Source organism: Halolamina sp. CBA1230 (assembly GCF_002025255.2).
GTDB lineage: Archaea > Halobacteriota > Halobacteria > Halobacteriales > Haloferacaceae > Halolamina.
Window position 1 is genome coordinate 1,626,449 of the sequence record NZ_CP054587.1, and the last position, 17,356, is coordinate 1,643,804.

Consider the following 17,356-nt stretch of genomic DNA (forward strand, 5'->3'; position numbering starts at 1 on the left):
GAGTCGGCTGGGGAGGTCTGTGGGCTGTGCGGGCGGGACTGAAAGGGGCTGGGCGCTCGGGAAAGCACGACGACGCAAGTACCGCAGCGGAGTGAGCGTAGCGAACAGAGCGAGGAGCGCAGCGAGTCGCGCGACCCGAGCGGCCAGGGGCTTTCACGGTGTTGTAGCCACCTTCGAGTACGGGAGAACCACCAGAATCACCCGCAGAGAATCCACATCAGAACCGATTTCCCCGTACCCCGACCACCCAACCCCATGCGCGTCAGCGAGGGCGACGTCGACATCGAGGCGCCCGACCCGCGGGACGCCAGCGCCGAGGGCGCCGGCGACGCCGTGTTCTTCAACCCCGAGATGGAGCTGAACCGCGACCTCACCGTCGCCGTCCTCCGAGCCTACGCGGATCGAACCGATGCCGGCGCGGCAAACGCCAGCCGCGACGGGGGCGACGCGGGCGCGGCGAACGTCGACGGATCCACAGACGACGACCGGACGCTCTCCTACCTCGACGCGATGACCGCCACCGGCGTCCGCGCGGCCCGCGCGGCCGAGGCGGGGTACGACGTGACCGCCGCCGACGTGGACCCCGACGCGGTCGACCTCGCTCGCGAGAACCTCGCGCTGAACGATCTCCCCGGCGAGGCCGTCGAGGCCGACGCCAACGTGCTCATGCACTCCGAGCGCTTCGACGTCGTCGACCTCGACCCGTTCGGGACGCCGATGCCCTTTGCCGACGCCGCCGTCGCCGGCACGCGGAAGCTGCTCTGCGTGACCGCGACCGACACCGCGCCGCTGTGTGGCGCCCACTTCGACTCCGGGGTCCGGAAGTACGACACGGTACCCAGAAACACCGACTTCCACCGCGAGATGGGTCTGCGGGTCCTGATCGGCGCGCTCGCCCGCGTCGCCGCCCGCCGGGACGTCGCCGTGGAGCCGATCTGCTCCCACGCGACCCGGCACTACGCCCGGACGTACCTCGACCTCACGCACAAGGCCACCGCCGCGGACAAAGCACTCCAGTGGCTCGGCTTCGTCTACCACTGCGAGGACTGCCTCTACCGCGAACACGAGTTCGGCCGGATCGCCCACCCGCCCGAGGACTGCCCGAACTGCGGCTCCGCGCGCTGCTCGGCCGCGGGACCGATCTGGCTCGGTCCCATCGTCGACAGCGAGTTCGTCGACGACGTCGCCGAGGAGGTGGCGCCGAACATGGACGAGTGGCAGCGCGTCAGCCGCCTACTCGACACGCTCGGCGCGGAACTCGACACGCCGACGCACTACGACCAGCACCGCCTCTGCAAGCAGTGGGGCGCGCCGGCGAACAAGCTGGAGACGTTCCTCAACGATCTCCGGGACGCCGGCTACGAGGCGAGTCCGGCCCACTACGGCGGGACCTGCTTCAAAACCGACGCGAACGTTGTGGAGATCCGGGAAGCGGCGGAGCCCTCGACGGAGTAACGCGCGGTCACTCCCCCCGCGGATTGACCGTCTCGTGGATCCCCAGCACGACCGCGGGCACCACGAGCATGAAGACGTGCTCCTCCAGCGGAATCCCCAGTAGTTCGATCCCCGTCCGCATCGGGATGGCGAACACGCCGACTTCGAGCGTGTACCAGTCCCAGACGTACGCGATGGGGTACAGCGCCGGGATCGTTCGAGCAGCCCGGTAGAGCGCTCCCTCCCCGGCCCGGACCAGCAACGCCAGCGCCAGCGCGCCGAAGACGACCTCCGTCGCGAGGTAGGTGTACGGCCCAAACGCGGTGATGTCCGGCAGCGGAACGCCCGCCAGCGGTTCGAAAAAGACCGCGACGAGCAGCACCGCGAGGAACAGGTACGCGCCCCTGACGAGCAGCATCGTCGCCGTCGTGGGGTCACGGCGGACCGCGATCGCGGCGACGGCGCCGAAGGCCAGGCTCGCCGCGGGCGCGCTCGGCGGGAGCAGCCCCGTGATCGTGAGCGGAACCACTGCGAACAGCCCCACCGCGAGCAGCGCGACCGCGAGCGAGCGCGAGCGGGCGGGGCCGAGCACGACCGCCACGGTCCGCTTCTCGATCGAGCGGTCGTACTCGTAATCCTGCGCGTCGTCGACGATCTTCACGCCCGCGAGAACGGTCACGAGCACCGCCGCGAGCGCGAGCGGGCGAGCGTCGAGCCCGCCCGTCTGGGCCGCATAGCCCGTGAGCAGACAGAGTCCGATCCCGACGGGGTAGCCAAGCGTCGTCGTCACGGGGTTGGTGTCGAACTGCGGCGCGTGGAGGTAGCCGATCGCCCACATCGGCGCCGCGAGCGCGACGGTCACGGGGTCGGCGACGACCGCCAACGCGGCGAGACACGCGATGAAACCGACGGTCGACGCCGCGAGGCCGAGCCGACAGCCCAGCACGGTCAGCGGGTGGTCGTCGTCCTCGCCGCGGCGGTGGAAATCGACGTAGCCGTCCTTCACGTGGGCGGTGTAGACGGCGAAGAAGGCGGCCCCGGCAGCGATCAGCGCGACTCGTGGGTCGAACGCGCCCGCGAGTGCCGCGCCGAACAGCGCCGTCGCCACCGGCGGGAGCATGAACACCGGGTGGACCTGCGAGGCGTACGCGCCGAGGAGGGCGGCGGGACCGCTCCCGTGCCGAGCGATGGCCATGTGGGTTGTTGGGTAGGAACATCCATAAGTGGCGCGACGGGTTGGGAGCCGAAGCTGTCGCTCCCCCGGGGTTCTTGTAGCGCGCTCGTGTACAACGTCGTAGTGCAATCGCGCCTGCGTAATGCGTTCGAGACGACCAAACGGGTCGCCGTCGTCGCCAAGGAACAGGAGCTCACGTTCCTCGCGGCGGCGGTGGCGTACTACGCGTTCGTCTCGCTGATCCCCGCGGCGGTGCTGGCGCTGATCGTCGCCACCACGTTCGGCGGCGAGCAGCTCGCGACGCTGGTGCTCGAGTCGACCAGCCAGTTCCTCACCCCCAGCGGGCAGGAGGTGCTCACCACCGCGCTGACCGCCAGCGAGGGGCGAGGGAGCGCGACCGTGCTGGGGCTCGCGTTCCTCCTCTGGGGGACGCTCAAAGTGTTCCGGGCGCTCGACACCGCCTTCGCCGACGTGTACGGCACCGAGAGCGAGAACTCGATGCTCGACCAGCTGATCGACTCGCTCGTGGTGGTGGTGGCGATCGGGCTCTCGATGCTCCTGATGTTCGTGCTGGCCGGCGCGTTCGCGGCGTTGGATCTCGGCATCGCCGTCGAGGCGCTGGGGGTGCTCACGCTGCCGATCCTGCTGACCGCCGCGTTCCTCCCGATGTTCTACCGGTTTCCCGACACGGCCGTCACCGTCCGGGAGGTGCTGCCCGGCGCCGTCGTCGCCGCAGTGGGCTGGACCGCGATGCAGGCGGTGTTCCAGCTGTACGCCAGCGTCGCGAGCACCTCCGCCTACGGCGTCGTCGGCGGGGTGATCCTGCTGGTGACGTGGCTCTACCTCGCCGGCGCGGTGGTGATCCTCGGCGCCGTCGTGAACGTCGTGCTCGCGGACCACCGGGTTCCGGGGGTGGAGGATGACGGGGAGACGGAGACGGCAGCGGGAACGAGTAGCGACCGGCAGTTCCAAGGGAGTCGGGAGCCAGCCTCGGAGTACATGGCTGAGCGCGAACCGCGCGGCGCGCCCGACGTCGCCGAACTCGCGGAGGAGGTCGACGAGCTCCGGGCCGAGCTCGACGGCTTCGAGGACGACGTGGAGCAGCGGACCGTCGACCGGCCCCAGCTGGAGAAGGACCTCAAAGCGTACGTCCGCTCCCGGATGCGGCAGGGGAAAGCGACGGGCTGGGGGCCGTACCTGATCCTGCTGTACGGCACCGCGATGAGCCTCGGCGCGTTCTACTGGCTCCGCGGCTGGGCCGCGGTCGCGGCGATGCTCGTCGCCTTCACCTCCTCGCTCGGCATCTACGTGCTGTTCGTGCTGTTCGGCGGCGTCATCGGCGCCGCGAGAACCGCGGGCGGGATCGCCGAGCGGCTCCGATAGATGCACGGCTGGGGCGTCACGGAGGCGCTGGCCGGCCTCCCGGAGTCGGTCGTCCTCCTGTTCGCACTCCTGACGCAGTTAGCCGACGCGTGGTTCGTGTTCGGCGGCCTCGCCCTGCTCTACCTGCTCGGCGACGAGCGGCTCGCCTCCGACCCGCGACGGACCGGCGCGACGCTGATCGCGCTGGCGACCTGTGCGCTCGCAGCCACGGTCGCGCTCAAGACCGCTTTCGGCGTCCACCGCCCCGCCGGCGCGGGGACGGCGACGCCACCGGCGTGGCTCCCCACGCTGTTCGACACCGTCTACGCGAGCATCGCGACCGGCGACGGGTTCGGCTTCCCCAGCGGGCACGCCACTTCGAGCAGCGTCGTTTACGGGGGACTGGCGCTCTCGCTCGACCGCCTCTGGAGCCGGCGGCGACGGGTCCTCGCCGCCGCCGGCATCGTCGGCATCGTCACGCTCTCCCGCCTCGTCCTCGGCGTCCACCACCTCCCGGACGTGCTCGCCGGGATCGTCGCCGGCACGACGGTGCTCGTCGCCGTCTGGGGACTCGCCGGCGACAACCCCGAACGGACGTTCCTCGCGGCCGGCGTCCTCGGGGCGGCGGCGCTCGTCGCGGCGTTCGTGTTCGCGCCGAACAGCCCCGACGAGGCGCTGAAAGCCGCTATCGCCCTCGGCGCCGGCGCCGGCGCAGCAGTCACGTGGCGTCGTGTCGGCGGCGAGTACCCGCCGCTGCCCGCTCGTGTCGCGCTCCCCGGCGTCGCGGTCCTGGGCGGGGCATGGGGGGGGATCTACGTCGGCGAACTCCCGATCCCGGTGACAGTCCTCGGGTCGGCGCTGGTCGTCGCCGGAGTGGTCGCGCTGCCGTGGGTAGTCCACCAGCGTGCCTAGTCGAGCGACTTCTCCATCACGACCTCGTCGTACTCACGGTGGGAGAGCGGGTAGTCGCCCGTGATCTCGTACCCGTGGGCGTGGTAGAACTCGGGGAGGAACGGGTGCTCGCCGGGCGTAGTGAGCTGTACGGTCGTGTAGCCCGCCTCGCGGGCGGCGCCCTCGGCGTGTTCGAGGAGGCGACTCCCGACCCCCTCACCTTTCCAGCGCTCGCGGACGCCGAGGCGGCTGAGCGTCGCGGTCGCGTCGTCGGCGGCTTCGAGCCGGACGCCGCCGATCACCTGGCCGTCGTGCTCGGCGACGAACACGCGGTCCGCACGGACCCACTCCGCGACGTCGGCGGCGGTCGCCGAGCCGGCTTTCGCGGGGAAGCCGAGTTCGCGGTTCTCCGCGTAGGCGTCGCGGTAGGCGTCCGCCAGCGCCTCGACGTCGTCGTTGGTCGCCTCGCGGAGCGTTACGTCGGACATTAATCAAGGATAGGTGGGGCAGGGCCGTGAATCCAGCGGCGCGCACTGAGAGGGGGATGTTGCGGTGTAGCATCCGCGAGCGACCTGTGGGAGCGAGCGGTTCACCGCCGGAGCGGGGTGAAACCCCGCGGAGGCGGGTTTTGGCATCATCAGGATCGCGGAGCGATCCTGATTAGCAGCCAGAATCTTCGATTCTGGCAGCATCACCGGAAATCTCCGATTTCCGGTTAGCAGCGAGGAGCTTCGCTCCTCGCGACATCACCAGAATCGCACCGCGATTCTGGTTAGCAGTCAGAACGCTTCGCGTTCTGACGACATTGCGGAGCGAAGCTCCGCAGGCAGCCGGACGGAGTTCGGCCACATCAACGGGTTTTACCAGAGTTCGACCGAGCGAAGCGAGGGAGGACCCCGGTAAAAGAGGTTGAAGTTTAGAACTTCTCGAGGTAGCGGTCCAGCTCCCACTCGGAGACGTCGACGAGGTACTCCTCGAACTCCGCACGCTTGGCTTCGACGAACTTCGGCCCGACGTGGGGGCCGAGCGCCTCGTAGACGGTGTCGTCCGCCTCCAGCGCGTCGACGGCCTCGCCGAGGTTGCTCGGCAGCGTGTCGATGCCGTACTCCTCGCGCTTCTGCTCGTCGAACTCGTAGATGTTCTCGCGGATCGGATCCGGACAGTCCATCCCCTTCTCGATCCCGTCGAGGCCGGCGTGGATCAGCACCGCGAAGGCGAGGTAGGGGTTACACGACGGGTCGGGGAAGCGCGCCTCGATGCGGGAGGCGGCGGGCACACGTGCGGCCGGCTTGCGGATCAGCGCCGAGCGGTTGCGGTCGGACCACGCCACGTAGACGGGCGCCTCGTAGCCGGGGACGAGGCGCTTGTAGCTGTTCACGGTGGGGTTGGTCACGGCTGCGAGCGCCGGCGCGTGGTCGAGGATCCCCGCGGTGAACTGCTTGGCCTCCTCGCTGAGGTCGAACTCGTCGTCCTCGTCGTGGAACACGTTCTCGCCGTCGTCGAACAGCGAGATGTGGGTGTGCATCCCCGAACCGTTCACCTTCGCGATCGGTTTGGGCATGAACGTCGCGTGGAGGTCGTGCTGGGCGGCGATCGCCCGGACGACCGTGCGGAACGTCGCGACGTTGTCGGCCGTCGAGAGCGCGTCTTCGTACTCGAAGTTGATCTCGTGCTGGCCCTCGGCGACCTCGTGGTGGGACGCCTCGATGTCGAACCCCATCTCCTCCAGCCCGTAGATGATGTCCCGGCGCACGTCGCTGGCGAGATCCTTCGGCGCCACGTCGAAGTAGCCGCCGGCGTCGTTGGTGTCCGTAGTCGCGCCGCCGTCCTCGTCCTCCTCGAACAGGAAGAACTCGGGCTCGGGCGCGGCGTTGACCTCGTACCCCATCCCCTCGGCGCGCTCGAGGGCGCTCTTCAGCACCGCACGCGGGTCGCCCTCGAACGGCTCGCCCGTCGACGTATCGATCACGTCACAGATGAGCCGCGCGGAGGTGTCGCGCCACGGCAGCACCGAGAACGTGCTCGCGTCGGGCTTGAGGCGCATGTCCGACTCCTGGATGCGGACGAACCCCTCGATCGAGGAGCCGTCGAAGTAGATCCCCTCGGTGAACGCCTTCTCGGCCTGATCGGCCGGCACGGCGACGTTTTTCACCGTCCCCAGGATGTCCGTGAACTGGAGTCGGAGGAAGTCGATCCCTTCGCGGTCGATGCGTTCGAGCACGTCCTGTTCCTCGTCGGTAAGGCCGCCGTCTGGTGTCGGGTCGTCCGTCATGCTCTATCGGCAACAGAGACCGATACTACAAGAATATTCCCCTACTAACCCTAGTCTGCCGAGACCGTTTCACGATAATTGGATGTTCGTAAAGTTCTTCCCGGGTGCGGCCGGAGTGGAGTACCATGACGTACGAAAACCTCGATGCGCGCCTGATCAACTCACTGCTGGGTAACGGTCGCGCGAGCCTGCGGAGCCTGGGCGAGGAGCTGGACGTGTCGGTGACGACGGTGTCGAACCACCTGCAGGATCTGGAGGACGAGGGCGTGATCGAGGGGTATAGCCCCGACGTAAACTACCACGAGCTGGGGTACGACGTGACGGCGATCCTCCAGCTCAAGGTGGAGGGGACGGCGCTGCCCGAGATCACCGACCGGCTCGCGGACCTCCGTGGGATGGTGTCGGTGTACGAGGTGACGGGCGACCACGACGTCGTCGCCGTCGGGAAGTTCGAAGATACGGACGAGATGAACGACCGGATCAAGCGGATCCTCACCGACGACGAGGTGCGGGAGTCGAACACCTCGGTCGTGCTGAACGCGGTAGTTGAGAACCAGCAGTTCGAACTGGGGATCGACGAGGACGAGTAAGGAACCGGGCTGTCGGAGTCGTTTATTCCGCATTTTGACCGATATACGTACTGGTCTGATTCCGATCGGGAGTTTCGACAGCAGACAGAACCGCGGAGTGAGCTTGGCCACTTGTACCGCAACGCTCAGCACAGCCCTCACACCTCCCCAGCCGGTTCGCTCCCTACAGTCGCTCACCCCTCGCGCTGTCGTACGGGCGACGCACGGGTCGCCCGTACGGCCTGCGGGATCTTCGATCCCGCTCTGGCTCGTCCACGGAGGGACTCGCGCTTCGCGCCGACAGCCGCGGCGGTGCGGTGGCGGTGGACGCCTCGCGCTCGCCAACGTGGCGAGCGCGGGGGGAGGGGTGCGGAATCGGTACCGCGCCGGGCCTCGTGCCCGGCGCCCTGCGGTCACAAGTGGTCATGCTCCGAGATGCTGTCGCGGTCGCTGTCCGCAGTGAGCACCGTCGGTCCCGTGTCGTCGAAACCTCGAACAAAGAATACGTACGCCGATTGCCCTACTACTCGAACCTGAACTCCCCGTCCTCCTGCACGACCTCACCGTCGACCTCGATGACCGAATCCTCGCTCATGTCGACGATCATGTCGACGTGTTCGGCGCTGTCGTTGAGTTCGTTCCCCTCGCCGACACACATCGGGTAGGCGCTCCCGACGGCCATGTGGACCGTCTCGCCCATCTTCTCGTCGAACAGCATGTTGTAGGTGAACTGGTCGATGGCGTCGTTCATCCCGATCCCGAGTTCGCCGAGGTAGCGCGCTTCCTCGTCGGTGTCGAACACGCCCTGCAGCACGTCCTCGTTGCGCTCGGCGGAGAACTCGGTCACTTTCCCGTCCTCGAAGGTGAGTCGGACGCCCTCGACCTCGCGGCCCTGGCGGTACAGCGGCATGTCGAAGTACACTTCGCCCTCGACGCTGTACTTCTGGGGCGCGGTGAACACCTCGCCGCCGGGGAGGTTCGCCTCGCCGTAGTCGTTCGCGGCGGTGTTCCCCTCGATACTCATGGTGACGTCGGTCTCCTCGCCCGCGCGGATGCGGACCTCGCTGGCGTCGTCGAGGATCTCGACGAGGTTCTGCTGGAACTCCCGTTGGGCGTCCCAGTCGAGACTGACGGCGTCATAGACGAACTCCTCGTACGCTTCGGTGCTCATCCCCGCCAGCTGTGCGTAGCCGGCGCTGGGGTACTGCGTGAGACACCAGGTCGTGTCGAGGCGGGCCTTCTTGATCGGGTCGTGGGCGCGGTTGTACGCCGCCGTGGTTTCGGGGTCGACATCGGCCTTCTCGCTGGGGTTCGGGCCGCTGCGGGCGATGATCGTCGCGTCGGCGTTCTCGTACATCGCGAGCTCGTGATCGGGGGTGTCGAACTCGTCGCTGTTACGCAGGAACGCGCGGTCGGCGCGCTCGGAGTAGGTGAGGAGGAGTGGGTTGGCGCCGCGCTGGCCGAGCAGTTCGTGGAGGGCGACGGCGAGATCCTCGGCGTCGCCGGGGAGGTAGACGATCACGTCGTCGCCGGACTCGATGTCGGTGGAGTGGTCGACGATCGTCTCCGCGTGCTCGCGGACTCGTGGGTCCATACGTGGTCGGTCTCGGCTCCAAGCCATACCCCTTGCGGAGTCAGGCGAGGGCGAGCGCTGTAAAAGCGCCGCCCCCCACCTCGGGGGGCTAAGAATCGGGAGGCTTTTTGAGTGTGGGGCGGAACCCACGAGCATGTTCAAGGCCATCGTGAGCGCGTCGACGCTCCGGGACTCCCTCGACGCCGTGAGCGTGCTGGTCGACGAGTGCAAGATCCGGCTGAACGAGGAGGAGCTGTCGATCCGCGCGGTGGACCCGGCCAACGTGGGGATGGTCGATCTGACCTTGGAGGCGGCGGCGTTCGAGTCCTACGAGGCCGACGGCGGCGTCATCGGCGTCAACCTCACGCGGCTCGAGGAGGTCGCCGGGATGGCCAACGCCGACGACCTGATCCACCTCGAACTCGACGAGGAGACCCGGAAGCTCCACATCGAGATCGAGGGGCTCTCCTACACGCTGGCGCTGATCGACCCCGACTCGATCCGCCAGGAGCCGGACATCCCGGATCTCGACCTGCCCGCCGAGATCGTGCTGGAGGGCGCCCAGCTCGACCGCGGGATCACCGCCGCGGACATGGTCTCCGACCACATCCGCCTGCGCGTCGACGAGAGCGACGAGACGTTCCACATCGAGGCCGAGGGCGACACCGACGACGTGGATCTTCAGCTCGAGTCGGAGGACCTGATCGACCTCACCGCCGGGCCCGCGGACTCGCTGTTCAGCCTCGACTACCTGAAGGACATGAACAAGGCGATCGACGCCGACGCCGAGGTGCGGGTGGAGCTGGGCGAGGAGTTCCCGGTGAAGCTCCACTACGAGTTCTCCGAAGGGCTCGGGACCGTGACGTTCATGCTGGCGCCGCGTATCCAGAGCGAGTAAGCGGTCGGTTTTCTGCGGATCGGTTTTCGTCTGTGTGGTCGTGAGGGGTGGGTTCGTTTCGAGTTCTATCTCGCGGTGCGATTTTCGAACGGGTTTCGGTGTGTGACAACCGCAACAGCATCTCGAAGCATGACCTCTTGTAACCGCACCGCCCCGCACAGCCTCACACCTCCCCAGCCGATTCGGTCGCTTCGCTCCCTCATCCCTCGCGCTCGGTTCGCGTCCGTCGACGCGAACGCTCCGCGCCGACCGCAACCGCAGTTGCTGTACCGGTGGACGCGAGGGCTCGCCACCGGTCGGCGAGCGATGGCGAGAGCCGTGGGCTCTCGCCCGCTCTCGTTCGGTTCCCTCACGAGAACCCGTGGGGAGGATGCGGGGAAGACCATCGCTGTGCGGTCGCGGTACAAGTGGTCATGCTTCGAGACGCTGTTGCGGTTGCAGTAGTCGACCGAATCACCATCCCCGGAACAGTCCACTTCTACGAACGCCAATCACCCGAACCACCCACCCCGATATATCACCCACGCACCCAACCTCCGAGCATGCGCGCCGTCTACGTCGACTGCGACGGAACCCTCCTCACGCTCGACTGCTCGTACGACGACCTGTTCGCGACTGCCTGCGACGCCGCGAACATCGACCCAACGCCCGACCTGCAGGCTGCCTACGGCGAACGGTTCTTCGAGGCGTTCGAGTCGTTCCACCCCGACCCCTACCGCGCCGGAATGGCCGCCGCCGTCGAGGCCGGCGATCTGGACGCCGACCCGGACACCCTCCGGGACGCCTACGTCGACGCCGAAGTCGCCGCCGCGACGCCCGCCGACGGCGCTCACGCGGCGCTGGACGCGTTCGACGGCCCCAACACCGCGCTGGGCCTGCTCACGAACGGTGTGACCGAAGTCCAGCGCCGGAAACTGGCATCAGTCGGGCTGTTCGACCGCTTCGACGCCTACCTGCCGAGCTACGCGGTCGAGGCACACAAGCCCGACCCCGCGATCTTCGCGGCCGCGAAAGACCGCCTCCCCGCCGACGAGTACGCCTACGTCGGCGACTCGCTGGAGCACGACGCGCTGCCCGCGCGGGCGGCGGGATTCCTGGCGGTCCACGTCGACACCGACGCCGATGCCGGAGTCGTCACTGTCGACGGACTGGACACGCTCGCCCGGTCGATCTAGCGCAGCCGCCGGGCCAGCAGCCCCAACACCGGCAGCACCACCAGCGCGCCGACGACAAAGGGCGACCAGTACGTCGCGACGTACAGCACGCCCATCAGCGGCGGGCCGACCGTCCGCCCCAGGCTCCCGGCGCCCTGCGTGACGCCGAAGGCGCTGCCCTGCCGCTCCGCGCTGGCGCCCGTCGACACCATCGGGGGTCACGTCCGCGACGTAGGCGTTCGCGGCGGCGATGTTGCCGCCCATCGCGCCGGCGAGCATCCGCGAGGCGAACAGCGTCCCGATCCCGGCGACGGTGCCCGCGAGCGCACCGATCTCGCCCGCCACGCCGAAGACGGTCCACGCCACCGCGCTCCCGGCGAGCGAGAGCAGGATCACGGGCCGGCGCCCGCGCTCGTCGGAGAGCCGCCCCAGCGTCGGCGCCGCGAGGAACTGCATGAGCGAGTAGGAGGCCGCGAGCAGGCCGATCACCGCGTCGCTGACCGCGAAGCTCCGCACGTAGTACGGGAGGATCGGGATGACGACGCCGAACCCCAGCAGGTCGACGAAGACGATGCCCACGACGACAGCGATCGCTCGCTTCGGACTGCGGACCTCGGCGGTGGCTCCCCGCGGAACGGCCATACGGGGTAGGGAACATGGGGGACCCTAAGCCTGTGGGCGCTAGGCGTGGCGTTCGATGACACGCTTCGCTGCCTGCGCCTTCTCCTTCCAGCCGTAGCCTGCCTCGTACACGTGGCGCTTGCTGTCGACCAGCTCCTGCGGGCTGGACTCCTCGAACCCACCGCGGGCCCACGTCCCGGACTCCTCCAGCCACTCCAGCACCTTCTCGCGGGTCTCGGGCCAGGTCAGCCCGACCATCTCGTACCACGCGATCATCGCGAAGATCGCGTTGTCGTGGCAGCCGGGGTAGGAGCCCCGCCGGTAGATGGTCCGCATCGGGTCCGTCGTCGGCTCGGACACCTGCTCGCGGTACTCCTCGGCGGTCAGCAGTTCGAGGCGATTGTTGGTGTCGGGCTGGATCCGACCGCTCCGGCGGAGGTGTGAGAGCGCGGCCTGGTGGAGCGCGTCCCACTCGGGCGCCAGCTCCCGCAGGGCGTCCTCCTCGCGAGCGCCCGCCGACAGCGGCGCGAGCACGTCGACGTAGGCGCGCTCGACGGTCTGCCACTCGACCCCCTCGAACCGACAGCCGGCGTCGTGGAGGCTGCTGGCGGCGTGGCAGTCGGGACAGGGGTAGTCGAACCGCGGCACAGCCGTCCTTGCCGGTCGCCCACCTTAGACTCCCCGGTCGGCGCTCACTGCGTAGGCTCGATGTAGATGGTCGACACGCGGCTGTCGGCCTCCCCGAGTTTCGTTTCGATCTCGTGGATCGCGTCGTCGATTTCCTCAGCCGCGAGGTCGGCGTCGACGCTGATCTCCACGGCGACCATCGCGTTCTGCGGGCCGAAGAAGACGCTCCGGAAGGAGTCGACGTGGACGACCGCCGGGTGGCTGCTGACGACGTTCTGGAGCTCGCGCTCCACGTCCGACGGGAGGCTCTCGCCCAGCAGGAGGCGCTTGTTCTCCCACGCCAGCGCGATGGCGAACCCCATCAGCAGGACGCCGATGATCGCCGCGGAGACGGCGTCGTAGATGCCGTTGCCCGTGTAGCGCGTGAGCGCGACGCCGACCAGTGCGATCGCCGCGCCCGCCAGCGCGATGGCGTCCTCGGTGAACGCCGTCAGCGTGGTCACGTCGCTGGTCTTGTCGAACGCCTCGCGGAGGCTGCCCCAGCCGAACTGATCCATCTGGCTCCGGAGCTCGGCGTTGGCCTTCCCGAGCGCCCACAGCTCGAACACGATCGCCAACGAGAGCACGACGACGTTGAGCCAGAACGTCTCCACCTCGGCGCCGACGACGGGGACGGTGAACTTCCCCGCCTCCGTGTGTCCCGCCGTCTGGATCGCGTGGATCCCGTGGTTGAGGCTCTCCCAGCCCGCGATCCCGAACAGGAGCACGGACACCAGGAAGGCGTAGAAGAACTGGGCCTTCCCGTAGCCGAACGGGTGTTCGCGGCTGGTGTCGCGTTTCGAGTAGCGGATGCCGATGAGGAGGAACACCTGGTTCCCGGTGTCGGAGATAGAGTGGTACGTCTCGGAGAGCATCGACGGGCTCCCCGTGAGCAGGAAGCCGACGAACTTCATGATCGCGATAGAGCCGTTGGCGATCAACGCCGCTATCACGACCCCAGTGCTGCTAGCCATGCTCGGGGCGACACGAGACAGCGCCTTATCGGTGTCGCACGGCGGGCCCACACCGCTTTTCCCGGCGGAGCGCCGAGCACGCCACATGCTCGTCGTGCTCTCCGACACCCACCGGACCGATGGAACTGGACTCGTCGGAGCTGCGGCCGACGCGGTCGACGACGCCGACCTGGTGCTCCACGCCGGCGACTTCACGACCGAGCCCGTACTCGACGCGTTCCACGACACGGCGGCCGACCTCCGGGCGGTGTACGGCAACCGGGACAGCGACGCCGTGAGCGATCGCCTCCCCGAGGCGACGACGCTCAGCTACGCGGGCGTCCGCATCGCCGCCACCCACCGCCAGCGCGGCGGGACGACCGGGCTGGCGATGTTCGGGCGCGAACGCGGCGCCGACCTGGTCGTCTCGGGACACACGCACCGCCCCGTCGTCGACGAGGAGGGGGACGTGACGCTGCTCAACCCCGGGAGCCACGCCGACCCGCGGGGTGCGCGGCAGTCGTTCGCCGTGCTCGAACCGACGGGCGACGGCCTGGCTGGCCGGCTCACGACCGTCGACGGGGAGGCGTTCGAGCGGTTCGAAATCGAGAACGAGTAGCGCCCTGCGAGGCGTTTTGGAGGGCCGAAGCAGGGACACCCGATGCTTGGGGCGGATACTTCAAAGGGGTTAGGTAAGCACAAAGAGCCGTTTTACCGTTCTCTCCCCGCCGCTCAGAACTTCTCGAGCAGGTCCCGGTAGAACCCGTTCTCGGCGTCGCCCGCGAGCTTCTCGACGATGAGCTCCGGCGTCGAGCGCGCGAGGTGGTTCTTCTTCGGCGAGCGGTCGACACGGAGTTCGCCGTCGACCAGCCCGACCGCCTCGATACCGTCGACCGCCACCTCGAAGCTCGCGGCCTCACGGATGCCGTCGGCAAGGTGGGAGACGAACACGGCGCTGGCTCCCTGGTCGTGAAGCTCCTCCAGGATCCCGGCGATGATCTTCGCGGAGGCACCGGGCTCGGTGATCGACTCCAGTTCGTCGACGAGCACGAGCCGGCCCGAAGCGCCCTCCACGAGGTCGCCGAACTCCCGGAGCGTGCTCTCGAACGCGCCGGCGTCGAGCGTGCCCTGTGACTTGGCGTAGTAATGCAGTTCCGACACCTGACCCACGCGAGCGTCCTCGGCGGGAACGGGCATCCCCATGTGCGCGAGGACGACGATCAGGCCGACGAGGTCGAGGGTGGAGGTTTTCCCGCCCGAGTTGACGCCGGAGAGCAGCGTCACGCCACCAACGCCGTAGTCGACGGGGTCGACGTCCTCGAACGGCACGTCGAGCAGCGGCGAGCGCCCCTCCTCGATCTCGAACCCCTCGCCGGCGAGGGTGGGCATCGTGCAGTCGAAGTCGCGGGCGAACCGCGACACCGCGAGCTCCACGTCGAGCTCCAGCGCCGCGTCGACCATCGACTCCGCGGGCTCCCGGAGTTCGCGGAGTTCAGCCGCGAGTTCGGTTTCGAGCTTGTTCGCCCGGCGGTCGCGGTCGGCAGTAAGTTCGGTGCGGAGCCGGGAGACCGCCTCCTCGTTGTGTTCGAGCGGGAACGAGGGCTCGCCGCCGAAGATCCGATCGACGAACTCCGCCTCGCCGGCGTCGAGGTCGAGGCTGTCGACGACGTGCTCGCGGGCCAGCTCGACCGCCTGGTCGTAGTCGTCGGCCAGCTCGCGGGAGAGCAGCGAGTCGACCCGGGCGCCCTGCTCGACCAGCGAGAGGAAGTCGGTGCCCTCGATGGTCACGTCGCGCTCGCCGATCGCCTCGCGGAGGTGGTCGTTGCCGACGGACTCCGCGGTGCTTACGGCGGCGTCGAGGTCGTCGACCGCGACCGAGAGCCGTTCGAGCTCCTCGTCGCCGACGATGCCGCCGTCCTCGTCGACGCGGGACAGCGCCGCGCGCAGCGAGTCGAGGTCGCAGTCCGCCTCGGTCCCCGCGGTCTCGTGGACCGCGGCGGCGGCCAGCAGGCGCTCGCGGTTGTCGGCGAAGAACGTCAGCGTCCGCTCGGGAACGAACTCTTCCGGGTGTTCCAGCGCGTCCGGGACGACGCGCACGTCGCCCTCCACGTCGATACCCGCGAACGCCGCGTCGAGCACGTACACCGTGGAGTACGAGCGGCCGAGTTCGCCGAGTTCACGCCGTTCTTCGATGACTTCGACCGGAAGTTCGGGCAGCGCCTCCTTCGCCTCGGCGTAGCGCTCGGCGTCGGTCGTCGCGACACACCGCTCCCGGACCCGGATCCCGTCGGCGGGTTCGAGCGGTTCGACGCCGGCGAGCGCGTCGAGCAGTTCCGGGTCGGAGTCACGCTCCATCGCCCGCGTCGCGAACGCGCGGACCTCCTCGATCCGGGACTGTTCGGTGCTGGGGAAGAACGTCTCCAGGCGCTTCTCGCCGTAGGTGGTGACCGCACGCTCCTGCAGCAGGCCGAGCGCGTCGTCGTATATCTCCCGCGCCCGATCGGTGGCGAGGAAGTCGCCGTCGTCGCCGTGCTCCCGGCGGATGGCACCGCGGGCGATCGCCGCGGCCCGTCCCTCCGAGATCGCCGGCGAGCGCGCGAGCGCGGCCACGTCGCCGCGCCGGAGCGCCCCCTCGGCGTCGTCGAGTTCGGCCAGCGAGGCGGCCGTCTTCTCACCCACCCCCGGGATGGCCGTGAACTCCATTCGGCCCGGGGTTCCGCGCGATCCGTCAAAAGCGTGTGGTTCGGGGCGGCGGGTCGCGGATCCCGTCGTTGTTAAGTGATCTCCCGTCGTTCCTTCGGTCGAATATGGGGAAGCGACTCGTGCAGGCCGGCACCGTGCTCACCGGGTTCGTCGGCGTCGCGCTCGTCGTCTTCGGGGGGTACCGCGTGCAGTACGGGGTCGGAACGGTCGAGGAACTGCTGGCGCTGGCGTTCCTCGCGGTCGCGGTCGTCGCGGGCTACCGCTCGCTGGCGGTCCACTCCGGGCCGCGGATCAACGCCGTCGGTAACACCGCGCTGTTTCTCGGCGCCGCCGCCGTGTACGGCGGGGGTGTGAATCTCGGCATCGACGCCGTCGCGACGGCGGGGCAGGCGCTGTTCCTGATCGCCGTCGCCTACTTCGCGGTCCGGCTGGCCTGAGGTGGACGAACTGGCGGCACGATCGCTCGCTGGTGGGCTGCCACACTCTCGCCTCCCCACCAGCGTCGGTGTTCAGGTCACGCCGGGGCTGGTCCCGTTCTCCTACTTGAACCCTCGCTACTCCTCGATCCGCCGGAGCGTCGCCGCCACGTCGCCCGGCGTCGCGCCGGGCGCGTCCTCGACGCGGTGGTCGGGGACGAAGATCGGCACGGGGTTCGCTCGGAGCGCCGCTCTGACGGTCTGGGCGTCGTCCTCGTCGTCCGGATCGAGGTTCGCCATGTGAGCGACCTGCCGCGTGTTGCCGACCTCGCCGTAGGGGATCTGGCAGACCGCCTTCAGCACGCCACGCTGGTCGGTCGGTACCGTGATCGCCACCTCCAGATCCTCGAACGCGTCCTCCTGCCCGTCGAGGTAGTCGAACACCCGGTCGAGGATCGGGTGATCCGGTTCCGCGTCCGGCGGGATCTCGTCGGGGAACGACACGTCGATCACCTGGCTGCTGGCGACCGCGATCTGGAGCGGTCGCCCGAGCACGTCCGACTCCCGCGCGTAGATGCCGGCGTCTTCCATCGGTCGGGGAGAGGGCGCTCGCGACCTTCAACCCCGCGGCGGCGCGCTGTCGGGCGGCCAGGGTCGCAAGTCTTTTGAA

General features: G+C 68.8%; 17 protein-coding genes and 1 pseudogene. 8 read left to right on the forward strand and 10 right to left on the reverse strand.

Going from position 1 to position 17,356, the window contains the following annotated elements:
* The first annotated feature begins 255 nt into the window (after positions 1-255).
* The gene (locus tag B4589_RS08525) at positions 256-1,455 is read left to right on the forward strand and encodes a tRNA (guanine(26)-N(2))-dimethyltransferase (protein WP_079233871.1); all 1,200 of its coding nucleotides are present in this window, start codon (positions 256-258) and stop codon (positions 1,453-1,455) included.
* Positions 1,456-1,462: 7 nt separating this feature from the next.
* Here the strand turns inward: B4589_RS08525 and B4589_RS08530 are convergent, their stop codons facing one another.
* Positions 1,463-2,629, reverse strand: coding sequence for a lycopene cyclase domain-containing protein (locus B4589_RS08530; protein ID WP_079233872.1), 1,167 nt, complete (start codon positions 2,627-2,629; stop codon positions 1,463-1,465).
* Positions 2,630-2,731: 102 nt separating this feature from the next.
* On the opposite strand from B4589_RS08530, the gene B4589_RS08535 reads away from it, so the two are divergent.
* Together B4589_RS08535 and B4589_RS08540 are read left to right on the forward strand one after the other, a co-directional pair.
* Complete coding sequence (locus B4589_RS08535; RefSeq protein WP_158081156.1) at positions 2,732-3,991, forward strand: YihY/virulence factor BrkB family protein; 1,260 nt, start codon at positions 2,732-2,734, stop codon at positions 3,989-3,991.
* Entirely contained in the window at positions 3,992-4,882 is an 891-nt protein-coding gene (locus tag B4589_RS08540) for a phosphatase PAP2 family protein (protein ID WP_176330515.1), read from the forward strand.
* On the opposite strand, the gene B4589_RS08545 is transcribed toward B4589_RS08540, so the two are convergent.
* Complete coding sequence (locus tag B4589_RS08545) at positions 4,879-5,349, reverse strand: GNAT family N-acetyltransferase (RefSeq protein WP_079233875.1); 471 nt, start codon at positions 5,347-5,349, stop codon at positions 4,879-4,881. The two genes, B4589_RS08540 and B4589_RS08545, sit on opposite strands and share 4 nt — an antisense overlap.
* A gap of 428 nt (positions 5,350-5,777) precedes the next feature.
* On the reverse strand, positions 5,778-7,133 hold the full coding sequence (gene glnA / locus B4589_RS08550; RefSeq protein ID WP_079233876.1) for a type I glutamate--ammonia ligase: 1,356 nt from the start codon (positions 7,131-7,133) through the stop codon (positions 5,778-5,780).
* Positions 7,134-7,258: 125 nt separating this feature from the next.
* Here glnA and lrp point away from each other — a divergent pair, with 125 nt between their 5' ends.
* On the forward strand, positions 7,259-7,723 hold the full coding sequence (gene lrp, locus B4589_RS08555; protein ID WP_079233877.1) for an HTH-type transcriptional regulator Lrp: 465 nt from the start codon (positions 7,259-7,261) through the stop codon (positions 7,721-7,723).
* A gap of 502 nt (positions 7,724-8,225) precedes the next feature.
* Here the strand turns inward: lrp and B4589_RS08560 are convergent.
* Positions 8,226-9,296: an aminopeptidase gene (locus B4589_RS08560; RefSeq protein ID WP_079233878.1), complete on the reverse strand. Its 1,071-nt coding sequence runs from the start codon at positions 9,294-9,296 to the stop codon at positions 8,226-8,228.
* Positions 9,297-9,429: 133 nt separating this feature from the next.
* Between B4589_RS08560 and B4589_RS08565 the strand changes: the two genes are divergently transcribed.
* Both B4589_RS08565 and B4589_RS08570 read left to right on the forward strand, forming a co-directional pair.
* Positions 9,430-10,173 carry a DNA polymerase sliding clamp gene (locus tag B4589_RS08565; protein WP_079233879.1) on the forward strand — a complete coding sequence of 248 codons (744 nt, stop codon included), beginning with the start codon at positions 9,430-9,432 and terminating at the stop codon, positions 10,171-10,173.
* Positions 10,174-10,715: 542 nt separating this feature from the next.
* Positions 10,716-11,348: an HAD family hydrolase gene (locus B4589_RS08570; protein ID WP_158081157.1), complete on the forward strand. Its 633-nt coding sequence runs from the start codon at positions 10,716-10,718 to the stop codon at positions 11,346-11,348.
* Here the strand turns inward: B4589_RS08570 and B4589_RS18505 are convergent.
* The 4 genes and pseudogenes from B4589_RS18505 to B4589_RS08585 form a co-directional block, all read right to left on the reverse strand.
* Complete coding sequence (locus B4589_RS18505) at positions 11,345-11,539, reverse strand: hypothetical protein (protein WP_394353857.1); 195 nt, start codon at positions 11,537-11,539, stop codon at positions 11,345-11,347. The two genes, B4589_RS08570 and B4589_RS18505, sit on opposite strands and share 4 nt — an antisense overlap.
* A gap of 58 nt (positions 11,540-11,597) precedes the next feature.
* Positions 11,598-11,969 (reverse strand): annotated as a pseudogene (locus B4589_RS08575) (MFS transporter); the annotation flags it as partial.
* Between the two features lie 39 nt (positions 11,970-12,008).
* On the reverse strand, positions 12,009-12,596 hold the full coding sequence (locus B4589_RS08580) for a hypothetical protein (protein ID WP_079233881.1): 588 nt from the start codon (positions 12,594-12,596) through the stop codon (positions 12,009-12,011).
* A 44-nt stretch (positions 12,597-12,640) separates the two neighbouring features.
* Positions 12,641-13,588, reverse strand: a complete 948-nt coding sequence (locus B4589_RS08585; protein ID WP_079233882.1) for a cation diffusion facilitator family transporter — start codon at positions 13,586-13,588, stop codon at positions 12,641-12,643.
* Between the two features lie 85 nt (positions 13,589-13,673).
* Here B4589_RS08585 and B4589_RS08590 point away from each other — a divergent pair, with 85 nt between their 5' ends.
* Positions 13,674-14,186: a metallophosphoesterase gene (locus tag B4589_RS08590; protein WP_079233883.1), complete on the forward strand. Its 513-nt coding sequence runs from the start codon at positions 13,674-13,676 to the stop codon at positions 14,184-14,186.
* Positions 14,187-14,299: 113 nt separating this feature from the next.
* Here the strand turns inward: B4589_RS08590 and B4589_RS08595 are convergent, their stop codons facing one another.
* Positions 14,300-16,270, reverse strand: coding sequence for a DNA mismatch repair protein MutS (locus tag B4589_RS08595; RefSeq protein ID WP_079233884.1), 1,971 nt, complete (start codon positions 16,268-16,270; stop codon positions 14,300-14,302).
* Between the two features lie 104 nt (positions 16,271-16,374).
* On the opposite strand from B4589_RS08595, the gene B4589_RS08600 reads away from it, so the two are divergent.
* Positions 16,375-16,707, forward strand: a complete 333-nt coding sequence (locus B4589_RS08600; RefSeq protein ID WP_079233885.1) for a hypothetical protein — start codon at positions 16,375-16,377, stop codon at positions 16,705-16,707.
* Positions 16,708-16,824: 117 nt separating this feature from the next.
* Here B4589_RS08600 and B4589_RS08605 read toward each other — a convergent pair whose 3' ends face one another.
* Entirely contained in the window at positions 16,825-17,277 is a 453-nt protein-coding gene (locus tag B4589_RS08605; protein ID WP_079233886.1) for an MGMT family protein, read from the reverse strand.
* Positions 17,278-17,356: the final 79 nt, after the last annotated feature.